The organism is Aquidulcibacter paucihalophilus (assembly GCF_002105465.1).
Taxonomy (GTDB): Bacteria; Pseudomonadota; Alphaproteobacteria; order Caulobacterales; family Aquidulcibacteraceae; genus Aquidulcibacter; species Aquidulcibacter paucihalophilus.
Genome location: NZ_NCSQ01000173.1, coordinates 18291 through 35026 on the forward strand (window position 1 = coordinate 18291; position 16736 = coordinate 35026).

General features: G+C 57.0%; 13 protein-coding genes. 7 read left to right on the forward strand and 6 right to left on the reverse strand.

What is annotated here, in order from left to right:
• The first annotated feature begins 71 nt into the window (after positions 1 to 71).
• Genes B7364_RS16165 through B7364_RS16180 form a run of 4 tightly spaced genes read left to right on the forward strand, consistent with a single transcriptional unit; the run spans position 72 to position 3688 of the window.
• Positions 72 to 917, forward strand: coding sequence for a 2-keto-4-pentenoate hydratase (locus tag B7364_RS16165; RefSeq protein WP_085341158.1), 846 nt, complete (start codon positions 72 to 74; stop codon positions 915 to 917).
• Positions 917 to 1900 (forward strand): TRAP transporter substrate-binding protein, encoded by a 984-nt coding sequence (locus B7364_RS16170; RefSeq protein ID WP_106407669.1) that lies wholly within the window; start codon positions 917 to 919, stop codon positions 1898 to 1900. The genes B7364_RS16165 and B7364_RS16170 overlap by 1 nt, the downstream gene beginning before the upstream one ends.
• Before the next feature lies 1 nt (position 1901).
• Positions 1902 to 2396: a TRAP transporter small permease gene (locus tag B7364_RS16175; protein WP_157893760.1), complete on the forward strand. Its 495-nt coding sequence runs from the start codon at positions 1902 to 1904 to the stop codon at positions 2394 to 2396.
• An 11-nt stretch (positions 2397 to 2407) separates the two neighbouring features.
• Entirely contained in the window at positions 2408 to 3688 is a 1281-nt protein-coding gene (locus B7364_RS16180) for a TRAP transporter large permease (RefSeq protein WP_085341087.1), read from the forward strand.
• On the opposite strand, the gene B7364_RS16185 is transcribed toward B7364_RS16180, so the two are convergent.
• The 6 genes from B7364_RS16185 to B7364_RS16210 form a co-directional block, all read right to left on the reverse strand.
• Entirely contained in the window at positions 3689 to 5032 is a 1344-nt protein-coding gene (locus B7364_RS16185; protein ID WP_106407665.1) for a pectate lyase family protein, read from the reverse strand. It abuts the gene before it with no gap.
• Positions 5032 to 6624: a carboxylesterase/lipase family protein gene (locus B7364_RS16190; protein WP_085341089.1), complete on the reverse strand. Its 1593-nt coding sequence runs from the start codon at positions 6622 to 6624 to the stop codon at positions 5032 to 5034. The genes B7364_RS16185 and B7364_RS16190 overlap by 1 nt, the downstream gene beginning before the upstream one ends.
• Positions 6611 to 7609: a sugar kinase gene (locus B7364_RS16195; protein ID WP_085341090.1), complete on the reverse strand. Its 999-nt coding sequence runs from the start codon at positions 7607 to 7609 to the stop codon at positions 6611 to 6613. The genes B7364_RS16190 and B7364_RS16195 overlap by 14 nt, the downstream gene beginning before the upstream one ends.
• 6 nt (positions 7610 to 7615) lie before the next feature.
• Positions 7616 to 8374: a 2-dehydro-3-deoxy-D-gluconate 5-dehydrogenase KduD gene (gene kduD, locus B7364_RS16200; RefSeq protein WP_085341091.1), complete on the reverse strand. Its 759-nt coding sequence runs from the start codon at positions 8372 to 8374 to the stop codon at positions 7616 to 7618.
• 16 nt (positions 8375 to 8390) lie between these two features.
• Positions 8391 to 9239, reverse strand: coding sequence for a 5-dehydro-4-deoxy-D-glucuronate isomerase (gene kduI, locus B7364_RS16205; protein WP_085341092.1), 849 nt, complete (start codon positions 9237 to 9239; stop codon positions 8391 to 8393).
• A gap of 126 nt (positions 9240 to 9365) precedes the next feature.
• Positions 9366 to 10457, reverse strand: a complete 1092-nt coding sequence (locus B7364_RS16210; protein WP_232780934.1) for a LacI family DNA-binding transcriptional regulator — start codon at positions 10455 to 10457, stop codon at positions 9366 to 9368.
• 245 nt (positions 10458 to 10702) lie between these two features.
• Here B7364_RS16210 and B7364_RS16215 point away from each other — a divergent pair, with 245 nt between their 5' ends.
• Genes B7364_RS16215 through uxaC form a run of 3 tightly spaced genes read left to right on the forward strand, consistent with a single transcriptional unit; the run spans position 10703 to position 16735 of the window.
• Entirely contained in the window at positions 10703 to 13663 is a 2961-nt protein-coding gene (locus B7364_RS16215) for a TonB-dependent receptor (RefSeq protein WP_085341093.1), read from the forward strand.
• Between the two features lie 4 nt (positions 13664 to 13667).
• A complete protein-coding gene (locus tag B7364_RS16220) occupies positions 13668 to 15296 on the forward strand; it encodes a family 43 glycosylhydrolase (RefSeq protein ID WP_232780935.1) in 1629 nt (542 codons plus the stop codon).
• An 11-nt stretch (positions 15297 to 15307) separates the two neighbouring features.
• Positions 15308 to 16735, forward strand: coding sequence for a glucuronate isomerase (uxaC, locus tag B7364_RS16225; RefSeq protein WP_085341161.1), 1428 nt, complete (start codon positions 15308 to 15310; stop codon positions 16733 to 16735).
• Position 16736: the final 1 nt, after the last annotated feature.

Sequence of the window (16736 nt, forward strand, 5' to 3'; positions counted from 1 at the left end):
TGTGTTGTTCATGCATATTGACACCGGTTTCCAAAATGCGCAATCATGAAAATCAAAGGACAAAAGCGCACATGTTTCAAACCCGCGACTCCGTGAAAGAGCCTTCAAGCGCCGCCGAGGCTAGCGTCATTGCTGGCCAGTTTCGAGCTGCGCGTTTAAGCAAAACCGCCCTTTCAGACTTCCCGGGGCCCTTGCCGCGCGTCCTCGATGAATCCTACGCCATTCAGGATGCCGCAATTGCGGGCTGGCCCGACAAATTGGTTGGCTGGAAAGTGGGGCGCATTCTCGGCGATTTGGTTGCCGTCCATGGGACAGACCGTCTGATTGGGCCCATTTTTGCCGCATCCCTACAGCGCGCCACAGGCGAGACCGAGGAGAGCTTTGCGGCGATCCAAGACGGCTTTTGTGCGGTTGAGGGCGAATATGTGTTTGAGCTTGCCGCCGACGCCATCCCCGGCAAAACCGATTATGACGCCAGCTCGGCTCTAGATCTGGTGGGTGAGCTGTGGACCGGCATTGAAGTGGCGGGTAGCCCGCTTGCAACGATTAATGACCTGGGGCCAGCCGTCGTGGTCTCGGACTTTGGCAATAATTGGGGGTTGATCCTGGGCAAACCTGTCCTGAACTGGCGCGCTCGCTTGGAAGACCTCACGTGCGCCGTGACGATTAACGGCAATGTGGTTGGGACTGGGGTTGTCACCGCATTTCCAGGCGGCATCACCCAATCGCTGGTCTTTGCGCTGAATTGTGCTGCAGGGCGCGGCCTACCGCTCAAGCGCGGCATGTTGATTTCTACAGGGGCGGTTTCAGGCGTTCATGACGCCAAGCCCGGCGATCATGCGATAGCAGACTTTGGCCAAGACGGAATAATTGCCTGCCATCGCTTGGCCGGCCCTTCAAGTTCAGGACAAACATGATGGTTACACGCCGCTCTCTTTTGGCCACAGCTGGCCTTGCCTTACCACTTGTCTCTGCGTGCCAACCCCACAGCGCCTCGGGCGTTTTGACCGCATGCGACGTTCATCGTGACGGCTATCCCACAGTGATGGCGGTAAAGTGGCTGGGCGAGGCTTTGGCCAAGGAGACCGGGGGTCGCCTCTCCATCCGCAGCTATCCGTCCGGCCAATTGGGGGCTGAGGACGATACAATTGCCCTGGCCCAATCTGGCGTGATCGATATTTGCCGCGCCAATGCGGCTGCCCTCAACAATGCGTTCCCGCTCACCCAAGTCGTCTCCATGCCCTTCGTCATCCAGAATGACGATCATTTACACCGCGTTTTGGATGGACCGATCGGTCAAGAGATTTTGGATGGGTTTAAGGCGCGCGGACTGATTGGTTTGGCTTCTTACGATGCTGGCGGGCGGTGCTTCTATAATACCCACCGCCCGATTGAGACGCCAAAGGACTTGCATGGTCTGAAAATCCGTGTGCCGCAGTCTGATGTCTTTATCGAAGCAATTGGTGCCATGGGGGCAAACCCAACACCTTTGAGCTTCAGTGCGGTCTATTCATCACTCCAAAGCCGCTTGATTGATGGGGCAGAAAACAACTGGCCAACTTTTGAAACAGCCCGGCACCTCGAAGTCGCGCATTATTGGTCCGAGACCCAGCATTCCTACTCGCCAGAGTTTCTGATGATGTCGGCCAAAAGCTTTGGCCAGCTCAGCCAAAAGGACCAAGGCTTAGTCCGCGATCTCGCCAAGGAGTCCGTGGCAATCATGCGCGAGGCTTGGGTCAAAACCGAGGCTGAATCCCGCACCAAAGCACTCGCCGCCGGCACCAAAGTGGTCGAGGTCAATAAAGCTGCCTTCAAGGCAGTCTGTGACCCCGTCAATGCCAAACGTCTGAACAACCCAGATGTCGCCCGTCTCTACGCGGCGATTAAAGCGATGGTTTGACATGGAAAACGAACAAAACGCTCCACCCAAAGGTCAAGAAAGTCCGCTGGACCTTTTGGCCAATGCTTGCAAAATCCTCGCGCTAACCGGCCTCGTCATCATTACTTTGGTTCAAGCTTGGCAAGTTTTTGCCCGCTATATTCTCAATGACTCCCCGGGCTGGACAGAGCCAGTAGCCGTTTTCTTCATGGGGATGACGGTGATGATGGCCGCCGCCGTTGGGGTGCGCGAGGGCACACATTTTTCGTTCTCCAACATCCTCGACTCCATGCCAGCGGGCCTACAAGCGCTGGTGCGGCGATTGCTGCTCGTCCTCACCTTGGGTGTTGCTCTTTTGTTGGCATATTGGGGCCTCAATCTCGCGCTCGATAATTGGGATGTCAGCATGGCGGGTGCCCCAATTCCGGCAGGGATACGTTATGTGCCCTTTGCTGTTGGCGCTTCCATCATGGCGCTGTTTGCCGCCGAGCGCTTATTCGCGCCAATGAAAAACTAAGGACGAAATCGATGGCACTCGCAGCGCTTTTCCTTGTCTTCGCCCTTCTCTTGGTCCTTGGCGCGCCAGTAGCGATCGCGTTGATCATTTCAACGATCAGCGCGGCCTTGGTGTCGGGTATTCCGCCCATGGTGGTAGGCCAACAAGCAGCGGCCGATATTTCAAATGTGGGCCTTCTGGCCATTCCGCTTTTTGTGTTCGCAGGCGAATTGATGCTGAAGGGTGGCATTTCAGAGCGGATCATCGCGCTGGCCAGCGCTTTGGTCGGCCGCTTCCGCGGGGGCCTCGCCCAAGTCAGCGTTGTGGCCTCAACCTTGTTTGGCGGGGTTTCGGGCTCTGCCATTGCCGACATTTCTGCCGTGGGTGGCACCATGATCCCGCAAATGGCCCAGCGCGGCTATGATAAGGATTATGCCGTCAATGTAACGATTTCGGCAGCCCTAGTCGCACTCTTGGTGCCCCCATCCCACAATATGATCCTATTTTCTGCCGCTGCTGGTGGCGGCATTTCGATCACTGCCCTTTTCTCTGCCGGCATTATTCCAGCCTTGATGCTGGCGCTGGCTGTCATGGCGACGGCCTATATATTGGCGGTCAAGCGCGGTTATCAGGCTGAAGGTAAGATCGGCGCCCGCGCGCTAGTGACGACTTTTGTCACCGCTTTGCCCGCTTTGGTTTTGGTGTTGATCATCTTTGTCGGGATCAAGGCCGGGATTTTCACCGCGATTGAAAGCGCTTCAGTTGCCGTGGTCTATGCGGTCTTGGTGACTCTGATCGTCTATCGCAGCCTAAGCTGGAACGCCTTTTTGGACGCAGCCAAGGGGGCCGCCAAGACGACCGGTTCGGTCTTGTTCGTCATTGGGGCGGCCGGCGCCTTTGGTTGGATGATGGCCTATCTGCAAGTGCCCAGCCATGCGGTTGATGCCATGAAGGCGATTGCCCATGACAAGTTGACGGTTCTTGTCCTGATGGTGCTGTGCCTCTTGGTCTTAGGCACTTTCATGGATTTGGCCCCACTCATCATCATTTCCACCCCGATCTTCTTGCCGGTAGCTAAAGCCTATCACATCGACCCGGTGCATTTTGGTGTCGTGTTGATCTTGTCGGCTGGGATTGGTCTGGTGACGCCACCAGTCGGCTCAGTCCTGTTCTTGGGCGCATCCATTGGTAAGATTAGCGTGATGGAAGCCGTGCGCGGCATGTGGCCCTTCTATCTGGCCGCATTGATCGTGCTGGCTTTTGTGATGGTCTTCCCGCAGTTGTCGCTGTGGCTGCCAAGCTTGGTGGCTTAATCAGCGCACCAGAGAATTCAGCCAGACCTCAAGATGGCTGATGCCGTCTTGATCGGGGTCTAGAGCTGCATCGCGTGCATCATTTGGGTTCAATCTATGCTGGATTTCCCACGCATCGGGTAAACCATCGCCATCTTGGTCGGGCCGTGTGGTCCCGCTTGCCATGACAGGCCAACCGCCCACCTCGTCTTGGGAGTTGATGATTTGGCCGGTCTTTGAACGCACGCTTTGAACCACGCGACTATCGACGTCATCGCGCACCAAAGATGCCCCGGCCCGCGCCAGGACTTTTTCTTCCGCGACAAGCGCAGGCTCTACCACCAGCCCGCCCGTTTCAAACGCGGTATTGGAAAAATAGCCCTCAGGCGGGCGCTTTAAGCGCACAAGGGCAGCGGTCTCCACCAGGACGCCATTCATGAAATTGCCAGAGAAGTGGGCCTGCGCGCCGGGTGCAGATTCAACAAAGGCCAGAGCGGATTTCGAATTTGTGCCTTGGCGATAGGAATTGGCGCGGAAGCTGTAGCGGCTGATCGCGGTTTCATCGACATTATAGCCCGCACTATCACCGCCCCAATTGTAAAACAAATTATTGGCGAAATCGAACACCGGACCTTGTGGATCAAGCTTGGCATCGGCGAAATTTCCCGGTCTCGGGAGACGTGCGCGATGATGCGCCCAGAGATTATGGTGGAAGCTATAGCGTGAGCCTGCCGATCCGCGCACCAACGAGCCATATCCATGCGCGCCTTTAGAATGGACCGATTGGTCTAAGGATTCTGAGATGATGGACCATTGCACCGTCACAAGGTCCAATTGCCGCTCGCCCTGCGTCATCTGCTGGGAAACCGACAAGGTCTCATCGGTCGACCATGAGGCCGAGCAATGGTCGATGATGATGTTGCGACCCGCTGTCAGCGAAATGGAATCGGTTTCGGTCTTAGAGAGATCGCCCGGCCGCACGCGAATGAAGCGCACAATGACTTCAGAGGTCGAGACCAACAGGGCATGGCCTTTGAGCGTAATGCCACCGCCGGGTGCGGTTTGGCCGGCGATGGTGATGAAGGGGTTGCGGATCACCAAGGGCGATTGTAGCTCGATCATGCCGCCTATTTCAAACAGGATGATGCGGGGCCCCTTGGCCTCAATCGCGGCGCGTAGACTGCCGGGGCCTGCATCTGCCAGATTGGTCACTTTGATGACGCGCCCGCCGCGCCCGCCTTGGGTGAAAGCGCCAAAGCCCTCAGCCCCGGGGAAAGCGCGTATGGGTTCAGCGGGAGTCTGCGCGCCGGCGCTGGCCGCCAAAAGCACGCTGGCCAAGGCAAGAGAAGATATCAGGCGGGCCATCAGCTACCCCATTGGATGAAAGGCACAGTCTGGAATAGGGCGCGCTCAATCCCACGCGGATCAAATTCTACCCGTGTGTGGGCGTCAAAAATCATCGTCTCGCGCCGCGCGAGGCTATAGTGCGGCCAGTTTGGTAAGCCCTTAGCCTGAGGCGTGCCGTTGCGGGCCAGACTGACCAGGGCCGAGGAAAGCTCTTTGCTGACTTTGCGTGCCTCTGGGCCTGTCCCCGTCATCGGGCCGGAAGCTGCCAGCGTGCGGAAAGCGTGGGGGATATCGAGTGTGTGATAAGCGCCCCATTTGCCGCCATCTTCAGGGCTCCTTAAGTCAAAGCGATACACCCAAGTTGGCGCCCCTTGGCGGGCGCGTGCGTCAGCCTCTTCGACCTGCCCACGCCAAGACCGCCCAGCAGTGGTCGCGGCAAAAAAGAGGTCAGACGCGGAAATGCCGGGATAAGCAGCCTGATACGTCGCCATCACATGGGCGGGAGAAATATCCGTCCGCATATGGGTGGCAAGCCAAGCAGGGAGCGTTTCAAAAGTCAGGCTAAAGGCAGCCGGGTGGGAACGGCCAATCAGGGTGCGCGTCTCATTGGCCATATTGCCGAGAATCATGGGGATACGCGCGGATTGGGGCGGCGCATCTGGCCAGAATGGGTGGCGCGATAAATGCCGCTGGTCCAATACCGGCCCGAAATAGAGCTTTTGCGTAGCATTGATCGGGTCTGCACTATTTAAGGCCTCAATCAAGCGCGCACTTGGCACATTGAATACGTCTTGCGGCGAGACTTTTAGAGCTTCCAAGAAAGCTTTGGCCCGCGCGGTAGCGTTTAGAGGGCCAGAGGCTGTGACTTGCTGCCCACTCATAGTCGCGACCGCATGGAATAGGCCAGAAGCCGACGGGGCGGCCATCAGAGAAGCGATCTTCGCCCCACCGCCCGACTGCCCAAACAGCATGACGCGGGCCGGGTCGCCGCCAAAGCGGGCAATATTGGCCTTCACCCAGGTGAGCGCCAGCACCAAATCCCATTGCCCCGCATTGCCACTATCGGGTGCAAGCTCGGGGATGAGTTGACCCAAATAAAGATAGCCAAAGGCATTGAGGCGGTGATTGACGGTCACAACCACCACATCTTCTTCAGCCGCCAACACGCTGCCATCGGTTAAAGGCGAAGAGCCAGAGCCGGTATGATAGGCCCCGCCATGAATATAGAGCATGACGGGCTTTTTCGCGCGCGCATCCAAGCTTGCAGTCCAGATATTGAGGAACAAGCAATCTTCAGATTGATTGGGCTCGCTGCCCGCTTGCGGGCTGGCTGGCCCATAATCGACTGCTGCAACCGGATCTTTCCACGGCACGGGCGGTTTCGGCCTCGCAAAGCGCGTGGTTGCCGTATCAGCTCCGTAACGTAGGCCCTTAAACACATGCAAGCCCGCCTGCTTGCGCCCACGAACGGGGCCGAAAGTGGTTTGGACGAGACTTTGGGCTTCATCTGCAAAGAGGTTTTGTGGAACCAGACCGGCCATCAGGCCACCAGCTAAAATCAGTCGGCGGGAGGCTGTTGCCGCCACAGGGCCTGCCTCAGCGGCGGACATCGAGCCCACTCCCAGCCATGGCGTCGGAAACCTCTTGCACACGGGTCAAGTTAAAGTCTCCGGGGATGGAATGTTTGATCACCGCTGAAGCCACGGCAAATTCCAAGGCGGCTTGGGGTTCGTGGCCTGCCAGAAGACCATGCAACAGGCCTGCTGCAAAGGCGTCACCCGCGCCAATACGGTCGACAACGCCTGAAAGCTCATGCTCTTTTGAGACAAAGCGCTGCGTGCGGCTCACCAGTTCACCCTGCAAGCCCTGATGGGTGACAGAAGCCAGCGTACGGGTTGTCGCGGCAATCCAGTTAAGCCGCGGGAAGACCTTAAAAGCCCGCTGCAATGCGGCCTCGCGGGTTTCAAAGCGCTCCCCCAAAATCAGTTCCACGTCGCGCTCATTGATGAAGGCTAAAGTCGCGTGCGACAGGATTTGCTTTAGGATGGCAGGCCCATCGCCCGCCCACGCAGCCCAAAGTTGGGCGCGATAATTGCCGTCAAACGAGACCTTAACTCCGGCTTGGGTCGCTGCCTTAACAAGGGCCAAGGCCGCCTTGGACGCCTGTGGCCCAACTGCGGGGGTAACGCCTGAAACATGCAGCCAGTCAGCCCCTTCTAGGACGTCAGCGGGGTTAGTCAGATCGGCAGCCGAATTTGCAAATGCGCTGTCTGCCCGATCATAGAGGACGGCCGACGGGCGGCTGACCGCGCCTTGAGAGAGAAAATAAAGCCCCATCCGGCCCTTGGTTTGGCGTACGAGCTGTGTGTCCACGCCATGCTTGCGGATTTCAGCAATGGCGGCGTGGCCAAGGTCATTATCGGCAACCACGCTTGCCATGCGGGCCTTATTGCCAAAGCGGGCGAGGCAAACGGCGACATTGGCCTCAGCCCCGCCAATCGCCACATCCAAGCGCGGCGATTGCAACAGACGCTCATGGCCTGGCCCACTTAAGCGGATCAGCAATTCCCCGAAACAAACGACTGACCCTGCCATGGCGCTTTACCTTGCTAGCCACCCGCCATCGACGGGGATGACGGCTCCATTAAGGTAGTCTGACGCTTTTGACGCCAAAAAGACAGCCGTCCCGCCTAAATCGGCAGGCTCACCCCAACGACCAGCGGGGATGCGCTTTAAAATGTCGCTGGAGCGTTCTTCGTCTGCCCGCAATTGGGCGGTATTGTCCGTCGCCATATAGCCGGGCGCGATGGCATTGATGTTGAGGCCTTTAGCCGCCCACTCACACGCCAACAGCTTGGTGATGCCAGCGATGCCGCTCTTGGATGCCGTATAAGACGGCACGCGAATGCCGCCTTGAAAGGACAACATTGAGGCGATGTTGATGATCTTGCCGCTGCCTTGGCCAATCATCACTTTACCGGCGGCTTGGCTCATGAAGAAGGCGGACTTGATGTTGACATTCATCACATCATCCCAGTCCTTCTCGGAGAAATCGACTGCATCCTGACGGCGAATGAGGCCTGCATTATTGACCAGAATGTCGAGACCGCCGAGACCCGACAGCGTCTCTGCCACAATGCGGTCCACAGGCTCAATGCTCATCAGATTGGCGTCAATATTGATGAAACGACGACCCAGCGCCGTTATCTTGGCACCCGTCTCGTCCGCAGGAACGATGCCAGCGGCGGCAATATCAGCCCCCGCTTCAGCCAAGGCCAAAGCGATACCCTGGCCGAGACCTGTGTTAGCACCCGTGACGAGCGCGACTTTGCCGGACAGGTTGAAAAAAGAAAGGCTCATGATCTTCTCCCCCGGCCTATTTCAACTGGCAGATGTCGCAGACCGCGAGGTCTGTATAGTCGAGGTTTTCCCCGCCCATTGCCCAGATGAAGGAATAATTGCGGGTGCCCGAACCCATATGGATCGACCAAGGCGGCGAGATCACGGCCTCATCATTTTCCATGACGATATGGCGGATCTTATCCTCTTCCCCCATGAAGTGGAAAACCCGATCCTTCTCGCCCAAGCCGAAGTAGAAATAGACTTCTGAACGGCGGTCATGCAGGTGCGGCGGCATGGTGTTCCAGACGCTGCCGGTGTTGAGCTGGGTCAGACCTAACAATAGCTGACAGGACTTCACCGTCGCGGGCACGATATATTGGTAGATCACGCGCTCATTGGATTCGGCCAGCGATCCACGCTCGAGCGGTACAGCCGTCTCGATCGAGATTTTAGCGACTTCAAAGCGGGCATGGGCTGGGGTTGAGACCAGATAATATTTGGCAGGTGCATCAGCCGATTGCGACGCGAAGATCACATCTTTTGAGCCCATCGGCACATAGAGGCCGTCGCGCGGCTTAATCTCATGCGCCACGCCGTCGACATGGACGATCCCGACGCCCGCGCCGACATTGATCAGGCCTAGTTCGCGGCGTTCCAAGAAAGGATGACCAGCGGCAGAGGCAGGCTCGGTCTGATGTGGCAGCACAACTTGGGAATGGACGGGCATCGCGCCACCAACAACCATCCGCTCATTATGCGAATAATTCAGATGAATTTCATCGGCTTGGAACAAGCCCGTAACCACATAGCGGGCGCGCAGCGCGTCATTATCGGCCCCGGCCATCATGTCTGGATGGGTGGCGTGATAAACCTTGTCGAACATCTTTTTGGCCCTCCCAAGCCAGCGCCGTCACCATTATGGTAACCGGTGTCATATGAGACAAAGTCTTATACGGGAAGATTTCATCTGACAAGTGGGGCTGTCTGTCGGCAAGTGCGATTACGTCGCTTATTGGCCTTCTGGTGCCGCCGTTGAGCCGCGCACAATGATCTCGGGCGAGAAGGTGATGAATTTCTTGGTCGTCATGCCATCGGCGGTCTGGAGCAGCAAGGTCGCAGCAGCCGAGCCCATTTCGCGGATCGGCAGGCGGACCGTGGTCAAAGCGGGCCACAACCGACCGGCAATCGGGGTATCGTCAAACCCGACGATGGAGATATCTTCCGGAATACGGAATCCCGCCCGGCGCACCGCAACATAGGCCCCGGTTGCCATTTCATCATTGCCGGCAAAGATGGCTTGGGGCGGATGGGGCTGGGCCAACAAATGCTCGGCCGCGGCCACACCCCCTTCAAACGTATAGCCCCCTTCGACCGCCATCTCAGGACGCAGCCCGAGGCCTGCCTCTGCCAGTGCCCGCTCAAAACCAGCGCGGCGTTCATGGGTAGAGCGGAAACTCAAAGGCCCGTGGATATGGGCGATATTGCGATGGCCAAGGTCGGCCAAATGCCGTCCAGCCGCCGCTCCGCCATCGCCGTCCAAGGTGCGGATCATGCGCGAGGGCGTATCAAGTTCAACCGAGGCAATACGGACATAATCAACATCGGCCTCATTCAATGCCAAGGCCAAAGGCTCATCCTCGGATACCGATGGCGGCAAGATCAAGCCAAAGGGCTTATGCTGTTGGATGAAGGACTGGATGCGGGCGACATGATCAGGCTTAGATCGGTCGCATGGATGGAGAACCAACTGAAAATCCGTGCCTTCAAGTGCATCCAAAATGCCGCGTTGGATGTTGACCACATATTGCGGGCTTGGATTGTCATAAACAAGGCCAACCAGAAAGCTCTTCCGACGGGCAAGGGCGCGGGCCTGTGGGTCTGGCGTAAAGCCAAGTTCTGCAATGACCGCCTTGATGGCATCGCGCGTCTTTTGCTTCACAAAGGGCGATTCATTGATCACGCGGGAGACGGTCTTTTTAGAAACCTTGGCCAAGCGCGCCACATCATTAATGGTCGCCTTCCCGCGCAAAACAGCTTCCCCGCCCGCAGCTTGCGGGCTGGAAGTGGGTTCTGCGTCGTCTGGGTCAGCTTCGTGTTTCACAAAAACCTCTGCATGCGTCTTTTCCCTTTAGCCTTGCCTCTCACAGCCTCGCAAGCAAGGCCCATCTACATTGACCTGCCCCCAGTACTGCAATCAAGTTTCATCCTGTGGTCAAATTAGGATTGACACCGGTGACATTTTCGAAAATGCTACCGGTAGCAAAAGACTGTCGAATGGGTCCCTGTGCGCTGTTGCGGGAAACCCAGAAAGACGAAATAGGGGCACCGCCTCGAGGGGAGTTAACAATGTCACGGAAGATACGTCTTACCGCCGTTCTGATGATGGGTGTTGCTGCGGCAAGCCTCCAGGCTGGTCTCGTCCACGCGCAAACCGCCACGACCAGCGCCGGCGAAACGGAAAAGCAAGCGGAAGTCATCATCGTACGGGGGTCGTTCCGCGAGTCGCTACGCTCCGCGATTGCGACCAAGCGCGCGGAAATCGACATTGTCGACTCGATCAAGGCCGAAGACATCGGCAAATTCCCTGACAATAATCTAGCAGAATCCCTTCAGCGCATTCCAGGTGTCGCCATCGACCGGGAAGGTGGCGAAGGCAAGACGATCACGGTGCGGGGCTTGGGACCAGACTTCACCCGCGTGCGTTTAAATGGCCTTGAAGCCATCTCCACGACCGGGGGTAAAGACAAGGACGGCGGGGCAAACCGTGGCCGTGGCTTTGACTTCAACGTCTTTGCCTCGGAATTGTTCAACTCATTGACCGTCCGCAAGTCGACTTCGGCAGAAACCGAAGAAGGCTCGCTGGGTGCAACGGTTGATCTACGCACCGCCCGCCCCTTCGACTACAAGGGCTTCACCATGGCTGGCTCGGTGCAGGCTGGTTATAATGATTTGTCGGAAGATGTCGGCAAGCGCGGGACCTTCATGGTGTCGAACCGCTGGGCAGATGGCAAATTGGGGGCTCTGTTCTCGATTGCTTATTCGACCAAACAAAACTTTGAAGAAGGCCCGAACTCAGGCCGCTGGCAAAATGCCTATTCCGCCGGCAATGCAGGCCGCCTGCAATCCTACTCAACCGATGGCGGCCGCACCTTCATTCAAATCACGCCGTGCACCACGCCAACCACCCGCGTGTGCAGCACCACCGAAGTCAGCGCCACCAACCCGACTTTGACGGGTGAAGCCTTGGCCGTGACGCAGGCCATCTACCCACGCTTCTTGCGCACCAGTCAATTCATCACCGATGCGGAACGTTTGGGGATAACAGGCTCGCTGCAATATCGCCCAACCGAAAACACCACCTTCACTTTGGATGTATTGCATTCTGAGTTCAGCGCAGACCGGATCGAATATAACCTCGAGCCCATCTCCTTCTCGCGCAATACAGCAGGTGTGCCGCAAAGCGATATTTATGATTACACGATCGATAGCCGTAAGGTGATCACCAAGGCGTCTTTCAATGACGTCGATATCCGCAGCGAAATGCGCTTTGACGCGCTGAAGACCACGTTCAACCAGGTCAATTTCACGCTCGATCAGCAATTCAACGATAAATTCTCGGGCAGGCTCTTGATCGGCAGCTCGCGCTCCTATCTCGACAACCCAGAGCAAACGACCTTCACCTTCGAGTCCTACAATGTCCAAGGCTATAAATATGACCTGACGGACATGACCAAGCCGATCATCGACTTTGGCAGAAGCGCGACGGGCTGTAACATTTCTCAAGGTTGCTATTGGCAATATGCTGCAGCTTCTTCAACCACCGCCGCAACCAACGCCAATGGCGACGCATCCTTGATCCGCTTGCGTCCTCAGACGGTTGAAAACACCTATAATACCGGCGCGATGGACTTCAAATATGAGTGGAATGACTCTGTGAAGTTCAAGTTTGGTGGCTCGTTCAAGGTGTTCTCGTTTGAGACCCAAGAATGGCGTCGCTACACGACTTCAGACCAAACCTCTAACGAAGCCGCCACACCAGGGTCTGGCATCGTTACCGAATTGAACGGCAATCTGATCAATTATGCCCGAGCCGTTACCGTAGCCGGTCTGACTTATTTGGTTCCCGATCTGGATAAGATCCGCGCCAAGTTTGACTATAATTGTAACTGCACCAATCAATGGGGTCAGTTCACCGTCAATAAGATCAATAATAATGCGCGGGCAAACAACCGTTCGGCTCAAGAAGAAGATACAGCCCTTTATGTGCAGTCTGACTTCCAGACCGAGCTTGGTTCCATGCCGGTCCGCGGCAATATCGGTGTGCGCTATGTCGGCACATCGCAAACCGTGGACGGCTTCTTCTCGCGCGGTGCGGTCTTAGAGAAAATCACACTGAAACGCTCTTATGAAGACTATTTGCCAGCCTTCAATCTGACGATTGAGCCGATGGAAAATGTCTTGGTCCGCTTTGCAGCTGCCAAAGCCATGTCGCGCCCGACCTTGGCGAGCCTTTCGCCGGCAGGGTCGATCAACACCACCAGCAATACGCTTAGCATCGGCAACCCCAATCTCGACCCGATCCGTGCCAACACCTATGACATGAGCATTGAGTGGTATCCTTCCAAGGACACCTTGTTCACCGTCAGCTTGTTCAAGAAGGATTTGGAATCCTGGATCCAATCCTTAGTGCGCACCATTCCGTTTGGTGAAACGGGTTATGATGTCTCGCTATTGGATGGCACGGGCCAAAGTCTCGCGACGGCCTATACGGTCACCCAGCCTGTCAACACCCGGGGCGGCGAGTTGCAAGGTTTTGAGGTCTCGGTCAACCAGCCGTTTAGCTTCTTGCCAAGCTTCTTGTCGGACACCGGCGTGATTTTGAACTACACGCAGGTGGAATCGACGATCAATTATGTGATCTCCTCGACAGCGACCGCAACAACCTATGCCGCCTATAATCTGATCGGCATGTCGCCCAATTCCTATAATGCGACGCTTTATTATGAAGGCAAGAAATTGTCGGGTCGGGTGTCCTACTCCTATCGCGACGGCTATATCTCGGTCCTCCTGCCTGGATCGTCAGCCGATCTGTGGGGCAAAGAGGGTGTGAGCTCTTTGGACATGCAGGTGTCTTACAAGCTCAATGACCGCATCACATTCGTGCTCGAAGGCACCAATTTGACCGATGAGGCTCAAGATAGCCGCATCACCTACAACACTGCTCAAGGCAATGTCGCCAATGATTTGTTGTTCGACGTCTCCAATTCAGGCCGCCAATTCTACTTTGGCGCACGGATGAAGTTCTAAACTCGTGGACCGCAGGGATCTGATCGGGGGCACGTTTGGGCTGATTGCCAGTTCAACCGTGTCTCCGTCAGGTCTTTTCGCTGCTGCTCGACAAGAGGGTCTGCTCTCGCCGCATGGTGCCGCTTGGCGCAAGCAGACATGGGCGACAGGCTTTGATGGCCAACGACGCGCCGACCTTGGCAAGGGCCGGTTTCTCAATCCCGTCTTTCCTGGCGACCATCCAGACCCTGCTCTGATCCGCGTCGGCGACACGTTCTACCTCACCTTCTCAAGCTTTGAGGCCTATCCGGGCCTTGTCATCTGGCAGTCGAAAGACTTGGTGAATTGGGCCCCCGTGACGGCCGCCCTCAAGACCTATATCGGCTCTGTCTGGGCCCCTGCTCTGGCCCAACATCATGGCCGTTTCTACCTCTATATTCCGGCACGGACGTCGGACTATCGCTCTATCTATGTTATCCATGCCGACCGGATTGAGGGGCCGTGGAGCGAGCCGATTGATCTAAAACTGCCTGCCCATATCGATCCTGATCATGTGGCTGATGAGGCAGGCCAGCGCTGGCTGTTCCTCAGTGGTGGCGACCGGGTGGCCTTGGCTGCCGATGGTCTTTCGACGGCTGGACCTGTCGAACATGTCTATGACCCGTGGCGCTACCCAGACGCTTGGACGGTTGAGAGCTTCTCGCCCGAGGGTCCAAAGATCACCAAACGCGGCGACTATTGGTATATGATTACCGCTGTTGGCGGCACGGCCGGCCCACCCACCGGCCATATGGTCATCGTGGCCCGGGCCAAGGACCTAGGCGGCCCTTGGCAGGATTGCCCCCATAATCCGATTGTCCGCACGTGGTCTGCGGAAGAAAAATGGTGGTCGCGCGGCCATGCTACTTTGAGCCAAGTGCCGGATGGGTCGTGGTGGATGGCCTATCACGGCTATGAGAATGGCTTTTGGACTTTGGGTCGACAAATGCTGCTCGACCCCGTCCGCTGGACACAGGACGGCTGGCCCTTAGCTGCTGGTGGCGACCTGTCACAGCCTCTACCAAAGCCCGTTAAGCGGCCCATCAGCCCGCATGGCAAGTCGCTCTCGGATGACTTTTCCGGCAATCATTTAGGCACACGTTGGTCCTTTTATGAGCCTGCCCGCGATGAGGCGCGCCGCTTCCAAATCGGCCCACAAGGCCTGCGGCTTACGGCCAAAGGCACAAGCCCGAGTACGGCCTCACCCGTGAGCGTGATCGCTGGCGATTTGGCCTATGAGGTGGAGACGAAAATCACCCTAGAGCCCGGAGCAGAGGCTGGCCTCCTTCTATTTTATTCCAAACGGCTCTATGCGGGTCTTGGCTTTGACGGCAACGGCCTCGTGATGCACCGCTATGGTCGCCAACGCCGATCCCGTGCGCCAGCAGGCCTCGCCCAAACGCTCTATCTGCGCATCCGCAACGACCGCCATATTGTGACCATCCACCATAGTCTTGACGGTAAGGCGTGGGCGAAGTTCCCAGTTCAGATGGAAGTCTCAGGCTATCATCACAATACCGATGGCGACTTCTTAAGCCTCAAGCCTGCCCTATATGTCAGCGGCACCGGGGCAGCCAATTTTACTTATTTTACCTACCGCGGACTTGCGACCTAATCATGACCTTTATGCCCCGCCCCTCTGCCACCGCCCTCAATCTGCACGCAGACCGCTTATTTTCTTCTGACCCCGCCCAGCGCAACATAGCGCGCACGCTCTATGAGACGGTCAAAGACCTGCCCATCATCAGCCCACATGGCCATACCGATCCTTCTTGGTTTGCGACCAATGCGCCCTTCGCTAATCCAGCAGAGCTTTTGATTACACCAGACCATTATGTGTTTCGCATGCTCTATAGTCAGGACATTCCCATGGAGCACCTGGGTGTGCCGCGTGGTGATGGTGGCTGGACCGAGACCGACCCGCGCAAGATTTGGCGCCTATTCGCGGAAAACTATTGGCGCTTCCGCGGCACCCCCTCACGCCTTTGGCATGATTGGGTCTATTCAAACGTCTTTGGCCTGACAGTCCGGCTCGGCCCCGATACGGCGGATCATTATTATGACGTAATCGCAGAAAAGCTTGCCCAAGATGATTTCCTGCCGCGCGCCTTGTTTGAGCGCTTCAATATTGAAGTGATCGCCACCACCGAAAGCCCGCTCGACCTGTTGGAGCATCACCAAGCCATCGCCAAATCTGGCTGGAAAGGCCGCGTCGTCACCGCGTTCCGCCCGGACCCGGTACTCGACCCAGATTATGAGGGCTTTGTCGACAATCTGCGCACCTTGTCAGAAATCACGGGCCAAGACGCTCTGACCTATGCAGGCTATTTGGCGGCCCTTCGCGATCGGCGGGCCTATTTCAAAGCCCATGGTGCTACCTCTACCGATCATGGCCACCCGACGGCAAAGACCATGTACGTGAGTGGCCCAGAGGCTGAAGCTTTGTTCGCGCGCGTCACACAGGGCCCTGTCTCCTCACAAGATGCTGAGACTTTCCGTGCCCATATGCTGGTTGAAATGGCGGGCATGAGCCTTGATGACGGCTTGGTTATGCAAATCCATCCGGGCAGCTTCCGCAATCATAATGCGGACGTCTTTAGTCGCTTTGGTCGCGATAAGGGCAGCGATATTCCCACCCGCACCGATTATGTCCGCGACCTCAAGCCTTTGCTGGATCGCCATGGCAATGATCCGCGCCTGTCGGTCATCGTCTTTACCTTGGACGAAAGCACCTATGCCCGCGAACTGGCCCCCTTGGCGGGCCATTACCCTGCCCTGAAACTTGGGCCTGCTTGGTGGTTCCACGATAGCCCCGAGGGCATGCGGCGCTTTCGCGAAATGACGACTGAAACCGCAGGCTTTTACAACACCGTTGGCTTTAATGACGACACGCGCGCCTTTTTGTCCATTCCGGCCCGCCATGATGTCGCCCGCCGCATGGATTGTGCCTGGCTGGCGCGATTGGTGTGCGACCACCGCCTAGAAGCCGATGAAGCGGCTGAAGTGGCTTATGACCTAGCCTATCGGCTGGCCAAAGAAGCCTATCGGTTGTGAG